The 25,546-nt window shown below is 46.2% G+C and carries 17 protein-coding genes; 8 read left to right on the top strand and 9 right to left on the bottom strand.

Features of this window, described 5'->3' with window-relative positions:
- Window positions 1-162: 162 nt before the first annotated feature.
- The 5 genes from AC0KUT_RS12085 to AC0KUT_RS12065 form a co-directional block, all read right to left on the bottom strand.
- The gene (locus AC0KUT_RS12085; RefSeq protein WP_488830204.1) at window positions 163-2,475 is read right to left on the bottom strand and encodes a beta-galactosidase; all 2,313 of its coding nucleotides are present in this window, start codon (window positions 2,473-2,475) and stop codon (window positions 163-165) included.
- Between the two features lie 90 nt (window positions 2,476-2,565).
- Complete coding sequence (locus tag AC0KUT_RS12080; protein WP_488830202.1) at window positions 2,566-3,612, bottom strand: SMP-30/gluconolactonase/LRE family protein; 1,047 nt, start codon at window positions 3,610-3,612, stop codon at window positions 2,566-2,568.
- Window positions 3,599-4,360 carry a SapC family protein gene (locus tag AC0KUT_RS12075; RefSeq protein ID WP_488830200.1) on the bottom strand — a complete coding sequence of 254 codons (762 nt, stop codon included), beginning with the start codon at window positions 4,358-4,360 and terminating at the stop codon, window positions 3,599-3,601. The genes AC0KUT_RS12080 and AC0KUT_RS12075 overlap by 14 nt, the downstream gene beginning before the upstream one ends.
- A 37-nt stretch (window positions 4,361-4,397) precedes the next feature.
- The gene (locus AC0KUT_RS12070; RefSeq protein ID WP_488835740.1) at window positions 4,398-5,951 is read right to left on the bottom strand and encodes a tryptophan halogenase family protein; all 1,554 of its coding nucleotides are present in this window, start codon (window positions 5,949-5,951) and stop codon (window positions 4,398-4,400) included.
- 114 nt (window positions 5,952-6,065) lie between these two features.
- Window positions 6,066-8,813 (bottom strand): TonB-dependent receptor, encoded by a 2,748-nt coding sequence (locus AC0KUT_RS12065; RefSeq protein ID WP_488830199.1) that lies wholly within the window; start codon window positions 8,811-8,813, stop codon window positions 6,066-6,068.
- 571 nt (window positions 8,814-9,384) lie between these two features.
- Here AC0KUT_RS12065 and AC0KUT_RS12060 point away from each other — a divergent pair.
- On the top strand, window positions 9,385-13,887 hold the full coding sequence (locus AC0KUT_RS12060) for an Ig-like domain-containing protein (RefSeq protein ID WP_488830198.1): 4,503 nt from the start codon (window positions 9,385-9,387) through the stop codon (window positions 13,885-13,887).
- A gap of 602 nt (window positions 13,888-14,489) precedes the next feature.
- On the opposite strand, the gene mnmC is transcribed toward AC0KUT_RS12060, so the two are convergent.
- The 4 genes from mnmC to trmL form a co-directional block, all read right to left on the bottom strand.
- A complete protein-coding gene (gene mnmC / locus AC0KUT_RS12055; RefSeq protein ID WP_488830197.1) occupies window positions 14,490-16,538 on the bottom strand; it encodes a bifunctional tRNA (5-methylaminomethyl-2-thiouridine)(34)-methyltransferase MnmC2/FAD-dependent 5-carboxymethylaminomethyl-2-thiouridine(34) oxidoreductase MnmC1 in 2,049 nt (682 codons plus the stop codon).
- A gap of 44 nt (window positions 16,539-16,582) precedes the next feature.
- A complete protein-coding gene (gene fldB, locus AC0KUT_RS12050) occupies window positions 16,583-17,143 on the bottom strand; it encodes a flavodoxin FldB (protein WP_488830195.1) in 561 nt (186 codons plus the stop codon).
- A 27-nt stretch (window positions 17,144-17,170) separates the two neighbouring features.
- Entirely contained in the window at window positions 17,171-17,617 is a 447-nt protein-coding gene (locus AC0KUT_RS12045; protein ID WP_488830193.1) for a flavodoxin domain-containing protein, read from the bottom strand.
- Between the two features lie 76 nt (window positions 17,618-17,693).
- Window positions 17,694-18,179 carry a tRNA (uridine(34)/cytosine(34)/5-carboxymethylaminomethyluridine(34)-2'-O)-methyltransferase TrmL gene (trmL, locus tag AC0KUT_RS12040; protein WP_488830192.1) on the bottom strand — a complete coding sequence of 162 codons (486 nt, stop codon included), beginning with the start codon at window positions 18,177-18,179 and terminating at the stop codon, window positions 17,694-17,696.
- Between the two features lie 163 nt (window positions 18,180-18,342).
- Here trmL and pilM point away from each other — a divergent pair, with 163 nt between their 5' ends.
- The 7 genes from pilM (at window position 18,343) to AC0KUT_RS12005 (ending at window position 25,532) form a co-directional block, all read left to right on the top strand.
- The gene (gene pilM / locus AC0KUT_RS12035) at window positions 18,343-19,296 is read left to right on the top strand and encodes a type IV pilus biogenesis protein PilM (protein WP_488830190.1); all 954 of its coding nucleotides are present in this window, start codon (window positions 18,343-18,345) and stop codon (window positions 19,294-19,296) included.
- Complete coding sequence (locus tag AC0KUT_RS12030; RefSeq protein WP_488830189.1) at window positions 19,297-19,968, top strand: MSHA biogenesis protein MshI; 672 nt, start codon at window positions 19,297-19,299, stop codon at window positions 19,966-19,968.
- Window positions 19,968-20,645: an MSHA biogenesis protein MshJ gene (locus tag AC0KUT_RS12025; RefSeq protein ID WP_488830188.1), complete on the top strand. Its 678-nt coding sequence runs from the start codon at window positions 19,968-19,970 to the stop codon at window positions 20,643-20,645. Before AC0KUT_RS12030 ends, AC0KUT_RS12025 begins: the two co-directional genes overlap by 1 nt.
- Before the next feature lie 10 nt (window positions 20,646-20,655).
- Window positions 20,656-21,039 (top strand): general secretion pathway protein GspB, encoded by a 384-nt coding sequence (locus AC0KUT_RS12020; RefSeq protein ID WP_488830186.1) that lies wholly within the window; start codon window positions 20,656-20,658, stop codon window positions 21,037-21,039.
- 51 nt (window positions 21,040-21,090) lie between these two features.
- Entirely contained in the window at window positions 21,091-22,893 is a 1,803-nt protein-coding gene (mshL, locus tag AC0KUT_RS12015) for a pilus (MSHA type) biogenesis protein MshL (protein ID WP_488830184.1), read from the top strand.
- 168 nt (window positions 22,894-23,061) lie between these two features.
- The gene (locus AC0KUT_RS12010; protein WP_488830182.1) at window positions 23,062-23,982 is read left to right on the top strand and encodes an ExeA family protein; all 921 of its coding nucleotides are present in this window, start codon (window positions 23,062-23,064) and stop codon (window positions 23,980-23,982) included.
- 224 nt (window positions 23,983-24,206) lie between these two features.
- On the top strand, window positions 24,207-25,532 hold the full coding sequence (locus AC0KUT_RS12005; RefSeq protein WP_488830181.1) for a hypothetical protein: 1,326 nt from the start codon (window positions 24,207-24,209) through the stop codon (window positions 25,530-25,532).
- Window positions 25,533-25,546 lie beyond the last annotated feature (14 nt).

Below are 25,546 nucleotides of genomic sequence, written 5' to 3'. Positions count from 1 at the left end.
TATATGTCAATAGTATACTGTCAACAAAGTGGTCTGATTTTTTCGGGTTCGATATTTTTATTAGAATTATTATTTTAAATTAATTTTGGCGCTATAAAAGAGTGGAGTGTAAGGGCTAAAAAGTGTAGCCCTCAAGTTTAAATCTTGAGGGCTACACTTTATTTATTGAATAGGCGGAATTTTACTGCGACGTGTATAGAGTGATTTGTTCACCCGTTTGGCAGCATCCACCATGGGCTGATAGGGGATGTCGGTATTGCTTACCCAGCCCACGTTGTAGTTTTCGCCATCGTAGGCGCGGCCAGTGACTGGGTCATCCACATATTGGAACCAATGAGCGCCCACCATGTAAGGGTTGTCGATTACGCTATTCATGTAGTTTTCATACATTTTTGCGCGGTCGGTTTGGTCGGCAGCAATCACTAATCCTGGATGATAAAAATCTGTATCTGAGGTTGAGCCTATGTGGTATTCACCGATGATGGTGGGGAAATCCAAATCTTTCAAAAATCCCCAGGTGTCTGGGTGCATGCCTTCACGATAATTATTAAAGCTGAGAACATCGCTGTATTTTTTTGCAGCGGCTACCACTTCAACCGGCATACCCCATTCGGCGGCGATTCTCACACCCATATACATATGGTTGGGTAGGGCGCGTTTAATTTCGCTACTCACAATGCTGAAATAGGTTTCTGCATAGTCGGCGTAGAGCATAGAAAAGTCTGCGCGTGAGGCATCGTTAAGTTCATCCATAGTGATGCCTGCGGCAAAGCTTGACCATGACTCGATCTGTGTGCCCCATGCGTTGTTTAGCGCTGTTATATCGCTGTATTTTTTAGTGAGCAATTGTGTAAATTGTTTTTTCGCAGGGCTTTCATCAGCGGTTCTGCTTAATGCGTAATACACAGCGCCAAAATGAGCGCGGTCATTTTTCATCGAGCCCCAACCTTTTTCATTGTCCACAAATACACCGACACACCAGGGTGTGTTTTTTACTTCGCGACCAATTTGTTTGATGGTCAAATGCGCGCGACGTTTAAATTCTGGATCATAAACATCGGGCAGTGGTGACCAATAATCCTGCCCGGAATAAATCACTTTGAAGTCGCCGATAATCCAACCGTTGGCAAAAAATGGCATGCGCTGGTTGTCGTAAAACATCGGATCAATCCAATTACCAAATGAGGTGAAGCCCCAATCCACCATGCGATCCAGAGTCACATCGCGCCAGGTTTTTATATAGGAATTGGGTGAGCTTTGGCCGTAACGGCGCTCCAAATTGGCTTTGTAGAAACTATACACTTCACCGTGTTCGATCACACCTTGGTGCACTGTGCGCCGGTAGCCATAGTGTTCGCCGAGTGCGTGATCATAGGGAGGCAACCATTCAAACATTTCACGGCGCAGTGGCGATGCGAGAAAACGAGAGTTCAATGATTTTTTACCGACCGGGATAATATCGCGCGAATCTTCCGGGGTTAATTCTTCCGGATCTATTTTGCGCACGCTGGCATCGTTGAAGTCATAACCAGTGATGGTTTCTAAATTAGCCATACGCACATTGGCGATAGCGCTGGAAAAAAACAAATAGCCTTCCGGGTCTACCATCCACCAGCGGCCATCCACTTTTGCGGTGCGGAAATAACCTGTGCCTTCCAATTTAGGGCCTTTGCTCCAGCCACCAAAACGCGATCTGTCTTCCGGTTGTTTGGCATTGGCCAAACTGGCTAACTCGGCATCTGCCGCTGCTTTTAATTGTTTTTCTGAATGAATTTTAGTGGGGTAATCTTTTTTAGCGGCTTGGCCAAATTTATCGACTATACCTACCAGATATTCCGGATCTTGGGCTGGATTAACACGCAGCTCAAGGTTGTCCACAATTAAGGTATTGGTTTCAAACTGGGCGTAGGCTTTGAAAATAATTTTAGTCACTTTAGTGAAATCAAAATCGCGATCACCTGAGCGCCAAGCTAACTTTTCTTCGCTGGTTTGCCATGCTGGTGGGGTTTCGCGCATACCCGTTTGTGCATTGGCAACACGTCCGGTTAAGGGGGCATAAAAACGGGCTGATTGACCTGCATCAATCACTGCGCTGCGCTCTTGTTTACGGCCTTTTGCATCCATTAATGTCAGCCAAAATTGAAATGATTGGCTGCCTGGATTGTTCACATCTAGCGACAAATTTAAATCGCCTGCATAGCTCCAATTCCAATAGCCTTGTGCGGGGGTAGGTAATTCAATAGTGGATTCTTCGCGCGGCTCGAACACCAATTTAAGTGCCTTGCCGTATTTTTTTTCTTGCCCAGTAATCAGACTTGCTTTGAGGTTATTTTCCACGGATTTGGTCAGTGAAAAATGATCAAAATTTTCAATGCTGCCTAGTGGTGAATCTTGATTGGCGACACTGCCGAGTGACATGAGCGCCAGAGTGCTGGCGAGTATATGTCTGGCAAATCGTATTTGATTTCTCTTCATTGTTGATTCCTCTCGTGTTTTATAAAATTTTTCATGGTTGCTTTTGGTGCCCCCAAGGAAATTGAAAATAGGAATAATTTCAGCGTTACATTATTTTAATGACAGGCTCATTAAGGTGTCGTGCGCGGTGATATATAAGGTTTTTTCGTCGCTGGAAAGAGTGCAGTTAGCGGTGAGTTTTTCGGTGTGAATTTTTGCCAGTACTTCACCCGTTGGAGAAAATACCCAAACACCGCCAGGGCCTGTCGCAAATAAAAAGCCGGATGAATGTGTCGCCATTCCATCGGGTACACCTTGGTGTTCGGTGTTGTTTTTAAATTCACTCGCATCATAAAAAATACGTTTATTCGATGTATTTCCTTGCTCATCAAGGTCATAGGCCAACCAATGCGGATGTTCTGGATCTGACACGCCGATGTATAGGGTTTTCTGATCTATTGAGAGGCCAATACCGTTAGGGGACTTTACTTGATCATCCAGCAGTACGGTTTCCCCTGAGGGCGTTACTTTATAAATGCCTTGAAATTCAATGGCTCTACGCTTGTCAGTCATGCCGCCAGCCAAGCCATAGGGTGGGTCAGTAAAGTATAAATTTCCGCTGCGGCTGAGCACCGCATCGTTAGGGCTGTTGAGTCTTTTTCCTTTGAACTCGCTGGCAACATTTTTGTATTGTGGCGCAGGGCGGTTTAACGGGGCGTTCATAAGTGCAACGCGTCGGTCGCCTTGCTGCAACAAAATCAATTCGTTGTTTTTATTGAGTAATAATCCATTGGGGCCACCGTTATCGTCATTGGGAAAGAGTGCGGTTGCACCAGCGGGCTCTAAATAAAGGCGAGTTCCTATGCCGGGTTGATATTGCATAATGCGATTGTTGGGAATATCTGAGAATAGCAATGCTTGCAATTCATCAACCCATAGCGGCCCTTCAGTCCAGCGAAATCCATCAGCACGAATAAGGATTTTTTTCGTTGGGTCGATCAGCTGTAAAGCACGGGGGTCAATAATCTCAATGGATCCTGTCGCTTGGTTGAGTTCTGGCGCTAAGTGACCTTCACTTTTATCCCATTTTTTTGTGGTGCAAGCAGCAATAGTGCAGGTCATCAGGAAAAGTATTGTAATTACATTAAGCTGTTTCATGTGTTAATCCTTGCAGGCGATTGTTTTTAAAATCAATTAGACGTTGTAATTGCTGTAAGGACTGGATAATAAATTTTATGGGAGCCAAAAAATGTTGCTCTTGTAACCGGTTGATTTCCACTTCACTTAAACCATTCAATCTATCGGTATTGATGGTATAGATACCTTCGTAACTAAAACTTGATCCGTCATTAAACGCGATGTTAATGCGCGCCGATTCCAGCAACTGATGGTTTAATAGCTGTGCAATAAATACTTTTGTCATGGTTTCACTGGGTGTTAATTGACTCAGTAATTCATTGATGGAATTTAAATAAGCGGTGGGTGTTCCGTCGGTATTAAAAAGCGACTCTCCTTGCGTGTGGCTAATACGTTTGCTCTGAGTGTTGATGCTAATAAAATCACTGTCGTGTTCTGGGGTGGGTGATTGGGTATTCTCAGTAGCGTGGCGACGCCCAACAATAAATGGCTGACGTTGGATGTGGAGCGGAATGTAATTGGCGTTCCATCGGTGTTGATCTAAATAAAGATTCTCTTCAGGCGCAAAACCTAATAGGGCATATAGATTAAACTGACCTGTGTCAGGGTCTTTCATAAAACATAGCGGGTATTCATGGGGTAATTTTTTTAGCTCATGGATCAATACCGGAACGTTATTAATATTTTCACCGTATTCTGCACCATGCTCAGTAATCACTTTCAGTTGCGCGTGTGTTTGGTGATTCAGTATTTCAATGGAAGTGCTCATATGTTCTCGCTATCGTAATTGGATAATAAAGTCCACATTAAACGGGCTGTAATCCATATTTTTTAATTTTGTTAATAAGCGCTCTGTTGCTGGGAAGTTGGCTTTTGAGTTGTTGCGACAACGTTGCATTTTTGTTGAATAACACTTGCGCTAATTGTTGATTGTGTTGCGACATACCTAGAGTGCTGGCTTCTGTTGTGTAGCCCATTCCGTACAGTAAATATTGATAGCTGGCAGCAGGAAATACCTCAGTCGCGCGATCAAAATCCATATGCCAAGGCGGTTGGTGGCGCCACAAAGTCATTAACTCTTGCAAGCTTTCTGGAATGCTACTTAAGCGTCGATTGTCTCGCCAAAAATCACTGTCGTCGCGTTTGCTAAGGGTGTAATGCAATTTCAAAAAATCAATAATACGTTGCCAGCGATATAAAAAAGTTTCATTAAATCGTTTTGCAATGATGTCCATCGCGGGGCGTGTTGCTGGTAGTTGGTCGGCAATCATCGCGGCTGATATTTCAATCAATACTAATGCCGATGCCTCCAGCGGTTCAAGAAACCCTGCGGATAACCCTACAGCGACACAATTTTTTTCCCAAAACTTTGCTCTGTGCCCTGGTGTTATAGGAATTTTTCGCACAGAAATTTGTTCGGTATTGGAGGAGTGTTGTCTGAGGTATTGGTGCAGTTTTTCTTCGGCTTGCTCTGTGCTGGTGTGCGCGCTGGAAAATACGTGGCCTATACCGCGTCTGCTTGGCAGGCCTATATCCCAAATCCAACCGGAATCCTGTGCGGTAGAAATGGTGTGCGAGGCGATGGGGCTGTTGTCATTTTCATAGGGCAGGTGGACTGCCAAGGCTGTGTCGATAAAAAGTACATCTTTACAGGATATAAACGGCACTTTGTAGTGTTTGCCCAGCAGCAGCGAATTAAATCCACTGCAGTCTATAAATAAATCGCCTGCAATATCGCCCTGTGTATCGGTAGCAATTGAGGTGATATCGCCATTGTCGGCGGCATTAACATGAATGACATCGGCTAATAAATGGGTGACACCAAGGTTGGTAGTGCAATGCTTTTTTAAAAATTCGGCAAATGCACCGGCATCCAAATGGTAGGCATAGTTTGCAACAGCGGCATATTCCGGTGTGGTAATTAATTTCGGCGCTAAGCCCGCTTCACAAAGGGTTTCTTGTACGCAGACGGCGTTGGAGAAAGATTGGTTGTGTGGATTAACTAACCAGTGGGGCGCAAGATTAATCTCGGAAAAGCCTTGCGGTAATACTAGAGGGTGATAATAAAAATCGTCTTTTTGACCAGTACACCAATGCACAAATTTTGCCCCCTGTTTAAAGGACACATTACATTCACGCAGAAAATCTGTTTCACGCACGCCCATTTTTTTTAAGGTGTTGCGCATGGTGGGCCAGGTTCCTTCACCGACGCCAATGATGGGTGTTTTGGGTGATTCTACGAGGCTAATTTGAATGCCTTCGCTATGCTGGCTGCGTATTTTGGCTGCGAGCGTGCCTGCGGTAATCCAACCGGCTGCACCACCACCAACAATGACAATGGATTTTATTGCTTTTGTCATATTTGCACCGCCGTTTTTATTATCCATTTAATCTGTTTCGTTTTAAAAAAAAGGTCGCCAATAGTAGGCGACCTTTTTTGTACTCAATCATAATTGGGTGTTAAACACTGACAATTAGAATTTCGCACGTACACCTACGTTGTAACGAGAACCGTATTGCTCGTAATCTTTAATTTGATTAGTCCAACGGCCGTAACGATGGGTTGCTTCATCGGTTACGTTCAAGCCTTCGATAAATACGGATAGATTCTCATTGATTTCATAACTTGCGTTGATATCAATTTGATCATAGGCCGCAGTAAAGACGGGTTCATTGCCGGATGACAGGAGGAACTTGTCGCGCCAGTTATAGGCAATACGAATTTGGAAACCATTATTTTCGTAGAAACCAACAAAGTTGGCTGAATCGCTCAAGCCTTGTAGCGCCAAATCATTGTCCAAACTGTAGACGTCGTAACTGTCATCGCTATCTACCATGGTGTAGTTAACAATGGTGCCGAAGCCTGAGTCGCCGAACATGTGCTGTACATTAAATTCCCAACCATCAACCAAAGAGTCGTTCAGGTTTTGTGGTGTGGAAACTTCCCAGACAATAGCTTGATCACCAGGTTGTGAAGTACAGGCTGATGTTGGGTTAGCTACTGAGCCACCTGGGCAACCAGGGCGCGGATTGGCGCTGGGGTTAGTCAGCGGGCCATTGGGGCTGTTGATGATGCGGTCTTCTTGGCCTACAGCAATAAAGTTATCCACTTTCTTGCGGAAGTAACCACCGGATACATAACTGCCTTCGCCGTAGTACCACTCAAGTGACAGGTCGAGGTTTTCGGATTCGAACGGTAATAAACCCGGGTTGCCTTGATTGGCTTTGAATGGACCGGTTGATAAGTGCGTGACTAAATCTGTACCGGGATACATTGCATCAATATTGCTGCGCGCAATAGTTTTGCTGTACGAGAAACGCGTTACCAGATCATCGGTTAAATTTAAACTTAAATCGAAGTTAGGTAAAAAATTATCGTAATTGCCGGTGAGCGTATCTGATTGCTCTGCGTCAGCGTAAATCTTCGACATTTCTAACGGCGATACCCAGTTAAATCCTACGACTGGATTGCTGATGGTGTAGGAGCTAACATCAGTTTCTTCATAGCGCAGGCCAACATTGGCTTTAACCGGCATTTGGTTAAACTCTGCATCAAAATCAAATGACAGATAAAGCGCGTTAGTTTCTTCTTCAATACCATTGGTGCCGTAGTTCATTGGGTTATTCAGATTTTGCGCGTACACCAAATCAATAAATTCATTGGCGCTAAATACAGGTACATATTCAAAACCTATATCACCTGTTTCAAAACTGAGATCCAGATTGGTTAGGTCCATACCGCTTAACGCAAAGTTAGCGCTGTAAATATCTTTTACATCTACGGTGTTTTTGGTTTGTGCTACACCAAAATTAATCGCTGTAAGTGCACCTGCATCGGCATTTTGCCAAACGCCGTGCAATTGAACTTGTTGAATATTATTTTCCAGTTCATGACCGCGCTCTTGATACAAGTCGCCGACAATATTGTCTTTGTTGTATGCGCCGCCGGGTAAGTCTGAATCGTCATAGGAAACGCTGGGCAATTTGCCAGAGAAATCCGCTGCGATATCCACTGCACCAAACGGGTTTTTGGTATTGGCAATGCGCTCGGCAGGCTGTGCACCTGGGTTCGCATGAGAGGTTGAGTCATGTGCATCCAGAGTGAAAGACAATTGATCATTAACGTCCCACTCTACATTTACACCGAATGAATCATTTTCAGTATTAAAACCGTATTCCCAGGCCCAAAAGTTCAATTCATCGTTGCTGCGCGCTGGGTTAATGATGGTGCCATTGGCATCAGCTTTGCCGGTTTGTACATCATCAAACCAAAAACTCATGCGATTCATCGCGCCGTCTTCTTCAAGACGTGACATGGTGTAATCAACAGTGGCGATCAGGTTGTCGGTTGGGGCAAATTGCAATACCAATTGACCGTTTTGGCGGGTGCGCTCGTAGTTGGCATTCTCCAAATCGACAGTGGGGATACGCCAAGTCGCTTTAGTGGGATTGCGATCAGTATCAATAGCGCTGGTGTCAGAATTTTGTTGGCCGGGATACCCTTGGCTCCATCCATTTTGTGTGCCGATACGATCGACATGGAAGTTGCGTTCTGCGTAGGAGTAGGAGGCGAGTACACCAAACTTTCCATCGGCAAACGTGTTGCTAATCATGCCGGAAACTTCTGGTGTTACGTCATCGCCCGTTTCCACGGTGGGTTCGATAACTCCTTTCACGCTGACATGAGCAACCATTTCATTAAAATCAAATGGCTTGGCTGTTTTTAAATTGATGGTTGCACCCAATCCACCGGAAGCTACATGAGCCTTACCGGTTTTATACACTTCTACTCCTGAAACGCTTTCTGCAGCAATTTCACGGAAATTAAAGCTGCGAGAGATAGGCGTGCCATCCAACGCAGATGAGTTAGGCATTTGACGGCCATTCAAAGTCACCAGATTAAAACTGGGACCGAAGCCCCGCACGGTTACTTGATTGCCCTCATTGTTGCTGCGGTCAATAGATACACCAGTGATGCGCTGTAAAGATTCAGCGAGGTTGGTGTCGGGGAATTTACCAATATCTTCCGCACTGATGGCATCGACTACACCGCTGGCTTGACGTTTGGTTTCCATTGCGCCAGTGAGTGAGCTTCTAATTCCGGTTACTACAACTTCTTCTATCGAGCCGGAATCTTGTGCGTAAAGGTTAATGCTGGATGCAGCGATCACAGCAGCCGAAAGCACTTTTAATTTAAAACGGTCTTGAATAATCATCGCCATACAACGCTCTCCTAGTGAGTATTACTTTTTTAGTCTTTTATCCGCTTGTTGTTTTGGTCGCATTAGCGTCAAAACGGGTCTTAGGGTCGAAGTGAAAGTAAGGGCCAATTTATAACAGCTGAAAAACCCAGCATGTGCCCATTACTTTGCTTAAGTATAATCGGCGCACTCCTTTTGAATGTCAATTATTAATTGTTAACAAAAAGGTGTTGGTGATATGTATGAATGGCGTATATATCGGTTTTGAAGGTAATTACGCTGGAGGTGTATTCTTTGCGGCTCGCACGGTTTTTCAGTTTAACCCTAAAATAGTTAATGATTAACTGTAAATTGTTGACAAAGTTGGCATTAATGCTTAAAAAGGTTGTGTAGACTTACGCTTGGATTGTTGAGGGTGCACTTTTACTGGTTGTTAGTTTGCGCGAGCAGGGGATTTGCCACGCCCGCCGCTAACAAGGCTCAAGCAGAGCCAACTTTAAATAACAACAATAAATTGCTATTCACAGTTTGTAATATTTTCCAATAACGATAATTTTCACTACATCAATTTTTACTACACAAAGAGGCATCTATGTTTAAGCAACATAAGCTCGGCCTTGCTATTGCCGCTATTTCTACCGGATTATTCGGTAGCCTTGCGTCTTTAGCATCGGCAGAAAACGTTAAAGTCGATATCAACGCCAACATCAAACACTCGGTTAATGGGGTTTCTGATTTCGGCCGTGAAAGACGTATTACCATTCACGCCAGCCCTATGGAAAATGACTTCCTCGGCGAAAAAGAAAAGCTGGATTACTTGATGGACTTAGGCGTGACCTTTGGCCGCGACAACGGCTTGTCCATGTATTACTTCAGTCAAACTGGCGGTGACATTGCCCGCTCTAAATATTCGCCAGGCCCTTTTCCATATGGCTATGCCGAAAAGGCTGATCTATCGCAACTAAGCAAACTCTCGGCGCAATATAAAGACAACCTAGACACCAAATACGCCGATGCGCAGGAATACTTTGGCCGCACCTCTTCTCTTATCATGGGCACTCAGCCGCGCCCCGCCTTTCCCAACTGGAGTTCCTACTCTTGGTTTGGCGGCGGTTTAACCACTGAAACGCCCTGGCGCCCGCGCACCTCACTTGACTCTGCTGAATGGTACGCCGAATTTCTAAAGCAATTCTTTGTGAAATACGAGGGCGACCCCACGGCTATTCCTATGCCTAAGTATTGGGAAGTAGTCAACGAACCCGACATGCAAATGAATACCCAAGGCGGCGAAGGCCACCTATCTACTTGGGAAGAACTGTTTGAGTATCACAATGTTGTCGCCAATAAAGTGCGCGCCGAACTGGGCGCTAAAGCCCCTAAAATTGGCGGTATGACCTGGGGGCTACACGATCTGCAAAATGGCGATCAAACCGCCACAGGTGCAACCCGCGGTCGCGGTGACAGCCTGTTAAATGCTTTTTATGGCACCGATGCTGGCAGCGTTGCTATAAAAAATGCCATCACCAATGGAATTTTTGCCAAGTCACCCACCATGGCTGCCAATGGTCCAGACCCCAAAGCCAATTGGTACCAGTGGGATTACATCTGGAAAGGCTTTATGGATGCCGCCGGTAAAAATATGGATTTCTACTCCATCCATTTATACGACTGGTCTTCATGGAGCGGTAGCACCACCAAAAATGGCGCATTGCGCACCGGTTTTCAAACCGAAGGTGTAATGGACTTAATGGAATGGTATGACATGAAAATGCTCGGCCAGCACAAAGAAGTGATTGTGTCTGAGTACGGCAATATTACCGGCACCTCTATATCCACACTGGATCGTCAACGCATGCGCTGGGAAGTACTCAAACCCTTCTCGCAAATGATGATGGAATTTATGGAGCGCCCAGATTACATCACCCTCTCAATGCCCTTTATTGTGGTTAAAGGCGAATGGGGCGATGACGGCAAAGAAAACCCCTACGGTCAAAGCTTGCTGGATCGCGACTACTCCACCTGTACTGAAACCGCCACCGCCTACACCAACTGTACCTGGGACTTTAACCCCTCGATTAAGTGGTATGAATTGTGGCGCGACGTGGACGGCACCCGGGTAGACACCTATGCCAGCGACCGCGATATTCAGGTTGATGCCTATGTGAACAACAAGCACATGTATGTGATTCTTAACAGCTTGGAATCTACCCCTACCACAGTTGATTTGGCCTTTGCCGGTATCAGTGGCAACACCATCAAAAATATCACCATGCGCCACCTTTATTTGGATGAAGGGATTGATGCCGACAACAAACCAAGTAACGGTGTAGGCAAGCCGATTTTGGCCGATGCGACCCTGACCAGCCTGCCTAAAAACGTCACCATAGGCGCTGATGCCACGGTAATTATGGATATTGAGTACACCAATAACCTTAACCCTGCGCTCAACAGCAAAGAGAAAAAATACCCAGCTGAAGCTCTTACCCCCAACGCCCCTTATCGTGTGGCGGCCAGCAGCTTTAGCACCCAGGTTAATGGTGTAGCTAAACCGGCCAAAGGTGAAGCGCAACTGCGGATAACCGGTGCTTTCTTCATTAACGGCCAGATAGCGGCCGACTCGTCCGACAGCCGCATGGTGCTTAAAATTAACGGCAATGCGGTGACCTTCAAGTCCGATTGGCGCGGCGATGAAGCAAGAAGAACTGGGCGCTCCATGGCTACCTTGGAAATTCCTTTCCCAATTTCCTACCTCAATAGCACAGGTAATAACAGCATAGAATTCTCCAGTATTTATCAAGGGGAAGTTGCCGCTGTGGCTATGCAGGTATGGGATATGGACACTCAAGTCACGCGCAGTGCACCTGCAGCTTGCAGCCCCTGCACCGCAACCACTGGCTTAAACTTGAACAAAACCAGCATCGACAATTTGTTGGTCACTCGCTCGGTTGCCCTACAGGCTAGTGTTACCCCAGTTGCAGCTTCCAACCAAAACGTCACCTGGGTTTCTTCTAACCCTAGCGTCGCCAGTGTTGATCAAAACGGTTTGGTAACGGGTAACAACCCAGGTAGCGCCACTATTACTGCTACTACTGTTAGCGGCGGCATAAAGTCTACCGCCACTGTGTCTGTAGGCCAGTTGTTGCCAGAAAGTGTTGCGGTAGTGGGTTTACCTAACCCGCTTTACATAGGTGCCAGCAAGCAATTAAGCGCAGCGGTAAAACCCATTCATGCGCCCAACCGTGCAGTGACCTGGACTAGCTCTAACACCGCAGTGGCAACCGTTGACAGCAAGGGTGTAGTAACCGGCTTAAAAACCGGCACAGTGACTATTAACGCCAAAACAGCGGCCAATAACATTGTAGGTAGCGCCACCCTGCAGGTAAAAGCCAAGGCACTGACCGGCATGGCAATAACGCCCGCCAGTACTTTGATTCCACAAAATGACAGCCTGCAAATTCAAACTGCCTTTACCCCAAGCGATGCCAGCGACAAGTCGGTTAGCTGGACCTCAAGCAACACCGCTATTGCTACCGTTAGCAGCACCGGTTTGGTGAAGGGCGTAGGCCTAGGCCAAGCGGAAATTACCGGGCGCAGTAACGACGGTGGTTTTAGTGGTAAAACCCAAGTTGAAGTTGTGGCCTCTAATACCAGCCTGGTCTATGTAGAAGCTGAAAACTTTGATCGGACCGGCGGTGCCTATAGTGGTTTTGTAAAGAATACTGCACTCGGCAACATCAACGACAACCAAACCGGCGACTGGGTAGAGTTTGATATTAACTTCACCCAAACCGGTATCTATCAACTGGTATTAGCCACGGGCACACCGCTGGATGGCGCAGGGGTAGAGTTCTTTGTTAACGACATCTCCAATGGCCGCTCCTCACTGCCGAACAATGGCAACTGGGATCAGCATGTGACCACTGTGGTTACCAACGGCCTGCAGATCAATGCAACTGGTGTTAATACCATCAAGCTCTTGAGCGTCGGTGCCGGTGGCGCTTATCAGTGGAACCTGGACAAGCTTGGTTATCGCCTATTAAAGGCAACGAGCGGCAGTTCAGTGTCTTCAGTTGCCAAGTCGTCAGTCGCGCCATCATCAGCGCCTAAGTCGTCAGTAGCGCCATCTTCGGTGCCTAAGTCGTCGGTAGCGCCTTCTTCAACAGCGCCTTCTTCGACAGCACCGTCTTCGGTAGCTAAGTCATCAGTCGCGCCAGTTGGATCCTCTAGTTCAGTGAGCAGCGGGCTTAAAATTGTGTTGGAAGCAGAGGCCTATAGCGCCACCGGTGGTGCTTACCAAGGCTTCCAAAAATACACAACACAAGCGGGCGTAGGTGCCATTAACTACAACCAACGCGGCGACTGGGCCGACTACAGCATCACTGTTGGCACTGCCGGCAGCTATAGCATCGACGCCTTCGTGGGCACCACGCTTGCCGACGGCGCTATAGAGATACTTATCGACAATGTGTCGGTTGCCAAAAAAACCGTTCCCAACAACAACAATTGGGATGCGTTTGCCAAGCTAAACCTGAGCAATAGTGTGCAATTGACGGCGGGCACCCACACAGTGCGCATTATTTCTGCGGGCACTACGGCATCAACTTGGGAGTGGAATGCGGATCGCATAGAGTTCACCTTGGTGGCAGCTACACCAAAATCCTCTAGCGCCGCCAGCTCTTCCGCGCAAGCTACCGCAGTAGTTGTGCAGGCAGAGGCCTTCACGGCAACCGGCGGTACTTATCAGGGTTTTGAAAAGTACACCACCGCCGCAGGCGTTGGCGCCATTAACTACAACCAACGCGGCGACTGGGCCGACTACAGTATCAACATTGCGGCCACAGCCAACTACAAAATCAATGCTTACCTAGGCACCAACCAAACCGGTGGCGCCATAGAGATATTGATTGACGGTGTGTCGGTTGCGAAAAAGACTGTGCCCAACAATAACAACTGGGATCAATTCTCACTGTTAGAAGTCATCGGCAGCCTGCGTTTAACGCAAGGCACCCACAGCCTGCGCATCATCTCGGCCGGCACCACCGCATCAACCTGGGAGTGGAATGCAGATCGTATTGAGTTCGTGCCAGTAAACTAAATACTCAGTAGAGTCTCCTCTGCTCGTTTTGCCCACACCCTAATTGGGGTGTGGGCTTTTTTATGAGTTAAAGTTTATAGCTTTAGCGAGCATATTTATTCATCAAACGACTTGGCTTTAATTCCTCTAAATATATCTTGGTGAGGAGTTCTTTGCGCACTAAGAGCTGCATAGTCATGATGTCGGGAATGGTTCCCCATAGATGACTAATACCGTCGGTTTAGCAGCGATTGGCTGCAATGAGTTCGCTTCTGAGTCATTGTTTGAATAACTGCTGCACTCGTCGGGATATATGGCTTTGGCTTTACTAATGGTTTTAATTGCCTACGCTAGGGCGTTAGCATCAGACTCGATGCCAGCTCTGAGTGGCGTAATTATTTCCATTTCATCATTCATATGTCGAATCGTGAATTCATTGAATTTAGGTAATAGGTTTCCCGTTCCGCCTTTGCAAAACACCTCAAAGCGCGGGATCAAGTCAATGTGACCTAGCTTGGTTGGACTGTCGGCTTCTTAAATATGTCCACTCCTAAAATAGGTGTCAACTTATGCTAGGACTGGACATCTTGATGTTTTGTTGTGTCGGGTATTAATAAATGTGACTAGCGTTTATTTTTAATTAAATCTCTAATTAAAAATCGCGCTGGATTAAGTGCGTTGATTAGCTCACGTGTTGCCGGTGGAATCTCTTGGTTGATTTGTGCGGCAAGAATTTCTGCGCAGAGTGGTGTGTAAGCGAGGCCGCGTGAGCCGTGACCAATGTTAATGAAAAGCCCTGGCCAATAGCTGCCTGGTAATGGTATTCCGGCGCGTGAATTTTTTCTCAGCGGAGCGAAGTCATTTAGAAGCTCTTGTTCTTTGGGAGCTGGACCTACGGCAGGCAGGTAGTCGGGTAGTGTGCAGCGAAACGCGACGCGTCCGTCTAGTTTGTTTAAATCTGTTTCCTGCAATTGCGCTGCTAATTCAGGGATAAGCTTTTGTAAGTTGTTGAGATTGGTTTGATGATCGCTTGCGCGTAGTTCTGAGCAATCGTCTTTTAGGTTGAAGGTTGCACCAGTGCAGTATAGGCCTTGCACTGCAGGGCCTATATAGCCCTCGCCACAGAGTAGGGTTTTAAGTTGGTTGCTGTTTGCGTTTGCAGCTATATAGGTGATCTGCCCGCGAATAGATTTAATAGGTAGGTGCTGCGTTTGGCTGAAGTCTTTAACGTCGCGGGCATTGGCGAGCACGGTAACAGGCGCGCTAAATATCTGTTCTTCGGTGTGAACATGCCATAAGCCATCATTATATTGAATACTTAGCGCTGCTTGAGTGGTGATGATTTGAATATTTTTATGTCGCACTAGTTGTTCGCAGAGCGCACGCGGATTTATCCAGCCTGCTTGCGGGAAATAAAGCCCTGAGTAATCTAATGTTGTGCCTGCAATTTCGCTGGCTTGTGCTGCAGTTACTTGAGTTACTAGGTTCGCAGCATCTGTAAACTTGTGTTGTAAATTAGTATGCAGCTCTTGTTCGCTTTGATCGTAGGCGAGTTGTAGCACTCCGCATTGTTCCCCTGCTTTTTGCCAATAATGTTGATAAAAACGCAGGCTGTATTGTAGGCCGCATAGATTAAATTCAGCCTGCATTTCAGTTTTATGGGAAAGCTTGGCATAGAGCACACCTTGAGGGTTGCCTGAGGCTTCATTTGCTAGCTGAGGATGCCGCTCGAGTAGCGTGACCTGCCAGCCGCGTTCAGCAAGCGCGCGCGCACTGCTGCAGCCTGCCAGACCGCCGCCAACAATAATGGCGCGTTTGTCATTCACTCTGGGATTGAGATTGATTGCCCAAGGCACAGGGTAGGGGGAAAAGCTACGGCGATTGAAAAAGGTATCCGCTTCTGGTGTTTGCGGGGGCCGCGCAAAATAGCCTTTTACCATTTCGCGTTTGCGCCCGAAGCCGGGTACTTTTACTACATCGAACCCCGCATGTTTTAAACCATTTTTTACGATAGCGGCAGCGCTGAAGGTGGCAGCCGTTGTTTGGTGGTAACTGAGTAACGCTATGGCGTTAAATAGTTCCTCGCTCCACATGTGTGGGTTTTTTGAAGGCGCGAAACCGTCGAGAAACCAGGCATCGACTTTGGTACATGATTGGGCGAAGAGTGGATGTGTAGTCGCCAATAATTGTTGAAATCCGAGTGCCGCATCATTGATGATAAGTGTGAGTTTGACGCGGCCCAGAGAAAAGTTAAGGCGGTGAATGCCGGTGCCAATAAATACAGGGTAGGCATCAATTAAGGCTTGGGCGAGATCATCTAATTCGGGCCAGAGCGCAAGTGCACGCGTTAAGTCTGTTTTGCTAAGTGGAAACTTTTCGACGCTGACAAAATGTAGCTGCGAATCTTTCGGTGCAATATTTAGCCAGAGCTGCCATGCGGCAAGAAAGTTTAAGCCAGAGCCAAACCCAGTTTCTGCAATGGTGAAGAACTCGCCGTTAATTAATGTTGGCCAGCGTTCATTGAGTTGATTGTGTTGTAAAAAAACGTGGCGAGTCTCCTCTAAGCCATTGGCACGCGAGAAGTAGACATCGCCAAAGGCGGTGGAGACTGGCTGGCCTTCTTGATCCCATTCAAGCTGCGCATGGGAAATACTGCTGGATTCTTCGCTCACGGATTTCTCAGAAGGTGTTGTTTAGGATTGCTGCAGAAGATTTCTTAATCTGCAGATTTGGCTGGGCTCTGATGTGTGTCGGGCAACCCAAACTCGGTGAGTATTTGTTGGCACCATTGCTCGATGCGTTCTGCACTTAAATTAAATTCACTTTCCTCGTCGAGCGCCAAGCCTACAAATGCTTCGCCATCAGGTGTTAATGCTTTGGAGCCTATGAACTCATAACCAGTTTTGGGCCAGTAGCCACAGGTAACTGCGCCGCGCGCAATTAATTTGCTGTGTAAATAGCCCATGGCATCGAGGAACCATTCGGGATACCCAATTTGATCGCCCAATCCATAAAGCGCAACCTTGCGTCCGCTGAGGTTGATGCCATCCAAATCATCCCAAATTTCTTCCCAATCCTCTTGCAGCTCGCCGTAATCCCAGGTGGGTATACCAAAAATTAAATAATCGTAAAACTCTGCCTGCACTATGGGTGTGTCGGAAATATTGAAAAAATCTACGCGCTCCTCTCCTAGCCGCATGCGAATTTTTTCGCCTGCCATTTCGGTGTAACAAGTAGATGAGCCGTAAAAGAGCCCTATGGTTTTATTTTCACTCATGAGTTTGATTGTTGCTTCGCGTAGTCATTAAATCAGATTGGCCCATTGGGCAATCCAGTTGCGTGTTTCTGTAGCTGGGTCGTCGCCACTGCAGGCATCGAGTACGAGCGGTTCACCTAAGCGTTGTGCACCAAGGTCGGCAAAGGCAGCGTCGAGTGCAATGCCTGCTTCATTAAAGGTGGTGTAGCTACTGTCACCTAAATTGATGACACCATAACGACGCCCCGCAATGCGGGGGACATCGCGTGTTAAATGTAAATACAGAGGTTGGATGTTGTCGGGGAGTTCACCGGAGCCAGTATTTGAATGGCATAGCAGGATGATTTCTTCGGCATCGCGTGCTAAATCTTTTGCCGCTGCGTAGGTATTAAGCGTTGTTTCGTGACCTAGCTTGTTAAGTTCTTCCGCGGCAATTTCGCCAACCTGTTCAGCAGCGCCATAAACGCTGCCAATAAATATTTGAATTTTACTCATGCGCAGTTCCTGTAGATGACACCTAGTGGTTGGAGTTCGTAAAGTAGTAATGCATTGCTCATTAAGCGGTTGTTTTTCATTTTGGCGTTGGGGTGACCTCGAGGGAGCCAGCATATCCTATCTGACGCCAAGCTTCATAAACCATCACTGCGACTGCATTAGATAGATTCATGCTTCTACTATTGCCTACCATGGGGATGCGCAGTACTTGCTCCTGCGGTAGTGCGCTGCGTATTTCGGACGGTAAGCCGCGGGTCTCAGGCCCGAACAATAAATAGTCACCTGTCATAAAACACGCATCGCTGTGATGGCGCGTACCTTTGGTGCTCAGCGCAAAAATACGCTTTGGTTGCTCTTTCGCTAAAAAGCTGGCCCAGTTGCCATGCAATTCGATAATTTGTGTTTCAGCATAATCTAACCCCGCGCGCGCAACATTTTTTGCATCCAGCTTAAAGCTGAGCGGCTCTATAAGGTGCAAGCGACAGCCGGTATTAGCCGCTAAGCGGATTATATTTCCGGTGTTGGGAGGTATTTCTGGTTCGAAGAGAACTATGTTGAGCATTTGGCGTTTTTTGCCTTTATGGTCTATGTTAAGAGTTATGTATTTACTGCCAACTATAAGTAAGAGTTATTAGCTGAGTGGCAGTGATTTTACTTGTTTAGCGGAAGTTTCACAGCCGCTAATTCTCTCGTTACCCCAAGTACCGCCGTCTGAGAGGCCTACGTTGACGTCAGTTGCTCAAATAATACGCTTTCTAACTCCCTCTGGTCGTGGAAGAAACGAACTGTTAGGTATTGAGTTTGGCGAAGACTATGTCAGCTTTGCTCATATAAGGCGAGTTTCCAATCAACAGCCACAGTTACTTCACTGTGAACAATTATTATTTGAAGCTGGCTCCAATCCTGTTGAGCTCCTCCGTGCTCGGTTGCTTAAATTGGGTTTGTTGACTGTGCCGTGCAGCTTTGTTTTAACCGCAGGCGCATATCAGCTGGTTTTGGGAGAGGCGCCCAAGGTTCCTGCTGAAGAGTTGGCGGAAGCTCTGCGTTGGAGATTAAAAGATGTTGTGCAGTATCCCATCACAGAGGCGGTGGTCGATGCTTTTTTATTACCTGAAGATAGTGCTCGTGGCACCAATCGCATGGCTTATGCAGTAGTTTGCGAGAGTAAAAATATTCAACTGCTCGCAGATCATGCGAAGCTGGCGGGGTTGAGCTTAAAAGCTATAGATATTCCTGAACTGGCTTTGCGTAATTTGGCTGAAGCCTGCTGTGATACTGAGCGCGGTATTGCCTTGGTAAAATTAGTACAGGGTGGCGGTAGCCTACAAATTTTTCGCGGTGGCGCACTGTATTTGTCGCGTCAATTTTCACTTCCCTACAATGGTGGTTTGCTGGATGACTTACCCGCAGATGCCTTGATTCTCGAGTTGCAGCGCTCCTTGGATTATTTTGAACGGCAGATGCGTCAAGTTCCCCCAACGCATGTTTATTTGTGCGGCGAAAATGTGACCCCCGATAAACTTACGGGTGCTATTAGTAATGCACTGGCTGTCTCTATTAATGTTCTCGATTTGGCAAGTGGTTTGCAAATTGCCGAAGGGGTGGCGGAGCACAGCTTGTCATTATGTTTGGCTGCAGTCGGTGTAGCACTGCGTCAAGATCAGTTAGGGTCAAGCTAAATGCAGCAAATTAATTTATACAAAGCTCAGTTTCAACCTAATCGCGATCCCTTGCGCAGTATCCATATATTGTCTGGAATGGTTATTTTGGTGTTGTTGTTGATTTTTTTAAGTGTGTATAAAGCCCGTGCAATACATACATTACAGCTCCAAGTCGCCTCAGATCAGCTTGCCTTAGCGACTTCTAAAGCTGAATTGGCAGAGTTGCTTGTGCAAAATCCAAAAAATGATTTGGCGCTATTTGATGCAAAAATTTTGGGGTTGACGGATGATTTTAATAAGCGCCAAGAGATATTTGAGGTTATATCTAATAAGGATTTGGGTAATAACACTGGCTTTTCTCTGCAGTTAGCCGCGCTCGGACGGCAGTCTATGGCCAGTGTCAGCCTCCGAGCATTTTCTTTGCAAAAAGGCGGAAACTATGTGGAGCTGTTAGGGACTACGCGCAGCGCGGATCAGGTGCCGCTCTATATTCAACAGTTACGCACAGAGCCTGCATTTGCAGGGGTGGGATTTGGTGTGCTGAATGTCGTACCACAAAGTGCTAATAAAGCAATTTATCAATTCAGTCTTGCAGAAATGTTGGATGCTAAAACCTTAAAGTTGCGCGATAAAACCTTGGTGCAAAGTTTGCTGGAAGCGAGCGAAAAAGCTGAAGAGGTTCGTCAATAATGAAGTACTGGAAAATTGTAGCTGAAAAAATTGATGCTCGTGTGCTGCGCGAGCGTGTGCTTATTGGCGCGGCACTTATCGTGTTGATCTATTTATTTTGGCAGCTTATGGTTGCTTCGCCTTTGGAAAAGCGTGAGCTACTTTTGAAAAATGAGCTGGCGACAATTAATTCAGAGCAGCAGCAAACAGAGTTGCAAATTAGCACGCTAAAAATGGCTGCAGCAAGTGAATTATATCAGGTTAAGAAAGTAGAAATTGCAAAGCTAGAGCAGCAGATTCTGGCGGCGGATGAGCGTTTAAAGGGACTATCACAAGGTCTGATCAGTGCTGATCAGCTTCCAAAGGTGTTGGAAGATATGTTGTTGCAAAGTGCGCAGCTTAGGTTGCTTAAGGTGCAAACGCTACCGGCCACCGAATTACAATTGAATACAACGATTACCGAGCCGGATGGAAAAACATCGCTCGCGCTTAAAGGCACTGGTGTCTTCAAGCATGGTGTAGTGCTTGAACTGGCCGGTGGATATCAAGAGTTGTTAGCGTTATTGAGTGCCATTGAGGCGCTGCAATGGAGATTTTATTGGGAGAGTTTGGATTATGAAGTTTTACAATATCCGAATGCCCACATTGAGTTGCGCGTGTTTACATTATCCTCAGAGGAGGGGCTCCTAGGTGTTTAAGGTGTCCAAAATGTCGAGTAAAGCGGTGATTCGTTGCGGGCTAGCGATTCAGTTGCTTTTTTGTGCGTCTTTCTGTTCGGCACAGCTGTCGGCTGCCGCACAAAATGTCGCCACAGAAAATAAGCTGGTGCGTGACCCCACTATACCTTTAGGGTCTATTACAGCCAAACAGGCTGCCTCTCCGAGTTACCATCTCATGTCAATTTTAATAAGTGAGCGCCGTCGCACAGCGATAATTAATGGCCAGCGCTTGCGCGAAGGACAATTAATTGTGGGCTCAGATGGGGTAAGAGTTAAACGCATATTGGCTCAAGCAGTGATAGTGGAACAAGGGGAAAAAACTTGGGATTTGCGCCTGAGTTCACAACAAATCAGAACACCGCATCAAAATTAAGTGCCGGAGTTTTGAGTATAAATAGATTGCGTGATTACTTGAGGTTGTGAGATGTATATCCACCCAAATGATATTAATAAAACAAGGTTTGCTCCGATACTGACAGTAAAGCCTTGGGCTGTGTGTATTGGTATGCTTTTACTGGCGTCCTGCTCCAGTCAAGAATCAAAAACACTTATCACTGAAACTGCGCTTAATGATGTTGCGCAGCAGCACGCAGCAGCACCTAAATCCGTACCAGATGCCGTCACTAATAGTTTGTTAAATAGCCAAAGTATGGTGTCTGCTGGTACAGCGAACGGTGTTACCAAAAAGGTTAGCGAACGTTTTGATGTGGCAGTGCGCAACGTTCCCGCAAAAGATTTTTTCTTGGGCCTAGTAAATGGCAGCGGCACGAATATAGTCGTACACCCGGATGTAAGCGGGTCTATTACGCTTGAATTGAATAATGTGACTATAGAAGATGTGTTGCGTGTGACACGTGATATTTATGGTTATGAGTATCAAGCGCGCAATAATATATACACTATTTATGCGAATGCATTGCGCACTGAAGTGTTTCAAATTAATTATCTGGATGTGCAGCGAGTTGGTGTTTCGGATACCAGTGTGATGATCGGGCGAGCGCAGTCTAGTGGTAATAGTAATTCCAATAGTGGCGGTGGTGGTGGCGGTAATAATTCAGGAAGTAGCGGTGATACGGCTAACTTGCTGGGCATGATTGAATCTAATGCTAAAGGAAAGTCCACGACTACAGCCCTTACGCCTGGGTCGCGCGTGCAGACTATGAATCGCACCGATTTTTGGGCATCGTTAAATACAACTTTAGTGTCTATTATCGGTGGAGAAGGCGAGAATCGTTCAGTTATGGTGACACCTCAAGCGGGTATGGTGGTGGTCAAGGCAATGCCTAATGAATTAAGTGCGGTACGGGAGTTTCTTGAGCGTTCGGAGTTAAGTGTTAAGCGTCAGGTTATTCTTGAAGCAAAAATTCTTGAGGTTCGATTAAGTGAGGGTTTTGAGGCAGGCGTAAATTGGGGCGCGATAAGCGGGCAATTAGGGTATAGCCATGTAACGGGCAGGGGGCCGATAGAGCAATCAGATTCACTCTCTATACAATACGATGCCAATGGAAATTCACTGGGTTCTTCACGCAGCATTAGCGAGTCGAGAACGATTGGGAGCGATAATATATTTACGTCGCTGTTGCAGGTAACGGATATAGGCAAGCTGCTGAGTTTGCTAGAAACTCAGGGCGCTGTACAAGTGCTGTCAAGTCCACGGATATCCACAGTGAATAATCAAAAAGCGGTGATTCGTGTTGGCTCGGATGAATATTTCGTGACAGGAATATCCAATAATCAAACGACGAATGCCGCATCGACAACAGATACACCGAGTATTGATTTGTCTCCTTTTTTTAGTGGTATTTCATTAGATGTGACCCCGCAGATTTCAGAGAAAGGCGAAGTTATTTTGCATATCCACCCTATGGTGAGCGAAGTGACTGACCAGCTAAAAGTGTTTACAGTCGGAGATAAGAGTTTCTCTTTGCCTTTGGCATTGCGTGGGATTCGTGAATCAGACAGTATTGTTAAGGCATCTAATGGTCAGGTTATTGTCTTAGGCGGGCTCATGACGGAGTCGATTAATCAGATTGATGGCAAGCGTCCGCTTTTGGGTGATATACCATTGCTCAACACCTTCTTCAAAACCAAAAATAAAAGAAAGGTAAAGACAGAATTGGTGATTCTGTTGCGCCCTATTGTTGTGGATGATACAACTTGGGCAACACAGGTTGATGAAATGCAACAAAACATGCAGCGTATGGGTGATGTCTATCGTAATAAATAACCTGGTTCAGTTGAATAATATTTATTAAGGTTTGACTGAAGTTTAATGATTTTTCATATTCCTTATGGCTCTGGATTGTGGTCTTTAAAAGGTTACGCATTGCCCCCGCAAGCGAATATCAATAGGTTGCAGTTATGAGTGTATTGTATCTGTAGCCGTGAGGTTTTTATGTATCGTCAGCATTTTGGCTTAACGGCATACCCGTTTTCACTCACACCTGACACACAATTTTATTTTAATAGCCAGAGCCATCGCGAAGTGTTAAGTACAATACTTTTGGCTTTGCGTCACAGCGAAGGATTTATAAAGGTTGTCGGTGAAGTAGGTACCGGTAAAACTTTATTGAGCCGGAAATTATTAGCCAGCCTTGGCGCTGGTTTTATCACGGCATATATCCCCAACCCTTACTTAACACCCGATGAGTTGAAGCGGTTTTTGGCCGAGGAAATTGGTGTTCCTTATAGCCCTAGTGCGCCGTCCTATCAATTATTGAAAGATATAAATTTGCGTCTTGTTGAATTGGCTCAGCAAAAACGTCAAGTTGTATTGGTGGTCGACGAAGCGCAGTCTATGCCTCGTGAAACCATCGAGTCATTGCGGTTACTTACCAATTTAGAAACAGAGAAAAATAAATTGCTTCAAGTGGTACTGTTCGGGCAGCCAGAATTGGATGAAATGCTAAATCGCGCCGATCTTCGTCAGCTGAAGCAGCGCATCGTATTTGCTGAGTATCTACAAACTATTCCCGCTAAAAGTTTGCCAGATTATATTGCGTATCGCTTAAATTCTGCGGGCTATAGCGGTGAGTCCTTATTTAATCGACACAGCTTGAGCTTGCTCTACAAGGCTTCGGGCGGCGTGCCGCGCCTTATTAATGTGATTGCACACAAGTCAATGTTGGCAGCCTATGGGCAGGCGAGTTTTCAGGTTAAGCGGCGGCACATGATTCGAGCCATTAAGGATACCGGTGAAAGTCGTGCATTGGGGCGTATTTTGGCACGTCAAGATATGTGGTTGTGGCCTTTAGCGGCAGCCTGCGTTGCAGCAATTGTGGTTTTTATACCTAGGTTAATAGGCGGTGTTTTTTGAGCCTTCTTAACGATATGTTGCGCGACCTGTCGCAGCAGGAAAAAAGTCTTTCTGCTCCAGAGTTGCAGGAGAATAAACTATCGCAAGCAAATTTGGCGCAAAACTCTGACCGCGAACTTTTCGAGCAATCAAGTCTTGCGACTATCAAGCGAATACCTTGGTTACCTAGCATTGTAGTGTTTTGTAGCGTGTTAATTATATCGCTGTTAGTTAAACACTATGTTGTGCAAAAAGAACCTGCTGCAGTTGTGGTGATTGATGTGGTTGAAAATACAAAAACGAAGGAATCAACTATTGGTATCACTCCTATAGTTGAAATCTCCACAGATAATAATGTGCTTTTAGCTGCTGAGCAGCAGGCGGCATCGCTAGACACTGGCAGCACCTCCGAGCCGATCTTATTAGAACAATTAAATAATCAAAGAATAATCCAGACAAAGCAACTGGATGAGTTGATCTTATTGGCGGAACAAGCTCTGGTCAGCGATAGGTTAACAACACCTATTGAAACTAGTGCTTATGCATACTACCAAGAAGCACTAAAACTAGACCCAGAAAATTCCGCCGCCAAATTGGGTATGCAGCGTATTGCGGAACGCTATTTGGCTATGACGGGATTGGCTGAAACGACAGATTCGATGTGGACTGACGCCGAATTAAAGCGAGCAACAGGACTTGTTAAGCGTGCAGCATGGGTGGCGCCAAGTTATACCGCTATTGAGTGGTATGAAAGTAGGCTTGACCAGTTAGTTAATAATTCAACTGACTCTTCATCGTTGGAGATAGGAGTAGGGGCAGGCGAAGGCGAAGAAATACCGACTACTACCACTGCGTTAGTGACTGCGGTTGGTACAGTAGCGGGTGAGGATATGGTTGTCGCATCTGAATCCCAAGTGCCAAAAAATTCAACAGCCATTATAGATCCATTTGGTGAGCAGGCACTGAATGCAGAAGAAGCTCAATTATCGGTAGTGACGAATACGCATTGGCAGGATCAACAGGCAGTGATGCAGGCAAAAAAACTGATAGCCCAAGGTGACGCTCTTGCCGCTGAGGTGCTCCTGAAAAAAACTCTAACCCACATCGAAACCCCCACATTGTCAGCAGCTTATTTATTGGAGCTTTATAGCCAACAAACGCGTATTCACGATTTCTCTGCTTTACTTGAAGATGTCACTTATTTATCCGAGCTAGATCGCCAATACTTTTCTGCCAAGCAAGCACTTCTACAAGGAGATGAACTCAAGGCTATTGAGTTGTTAGAGGCACAATTGGCGGCGGCGGAGTCCCATGAAAATTATCGAGCATTATTGGCTGGCCTTTATCAACACAGTGGTCAATATGTTCAGGCTAGCAATAGTTATCGACGATTACTGGCGAGCTTTGGTGATAAACCAGCCTATTGGTTGGGATTTGCGTTGGCACTGGATGCCTTGAACCAGAAGTCTAGTGCGCTTCAGGCCTATAAGCGGCTTGATAGTTATCGAGAATTAGAGGCTGCGGTTCGCGATTATATTGTGCAACGTATCCACGCATTAAGTAGTGAGTAAGCTTTTAAACTTTT

This window comes from Cellvibrio sp. 25HG11W-0, from assembly GCF_057815475.1.
The sequence above is the reverse complement of the archived record's forward strand: the minus strand, read 5'-3'. Positions and strand labels throughout refer to the sequence as shown.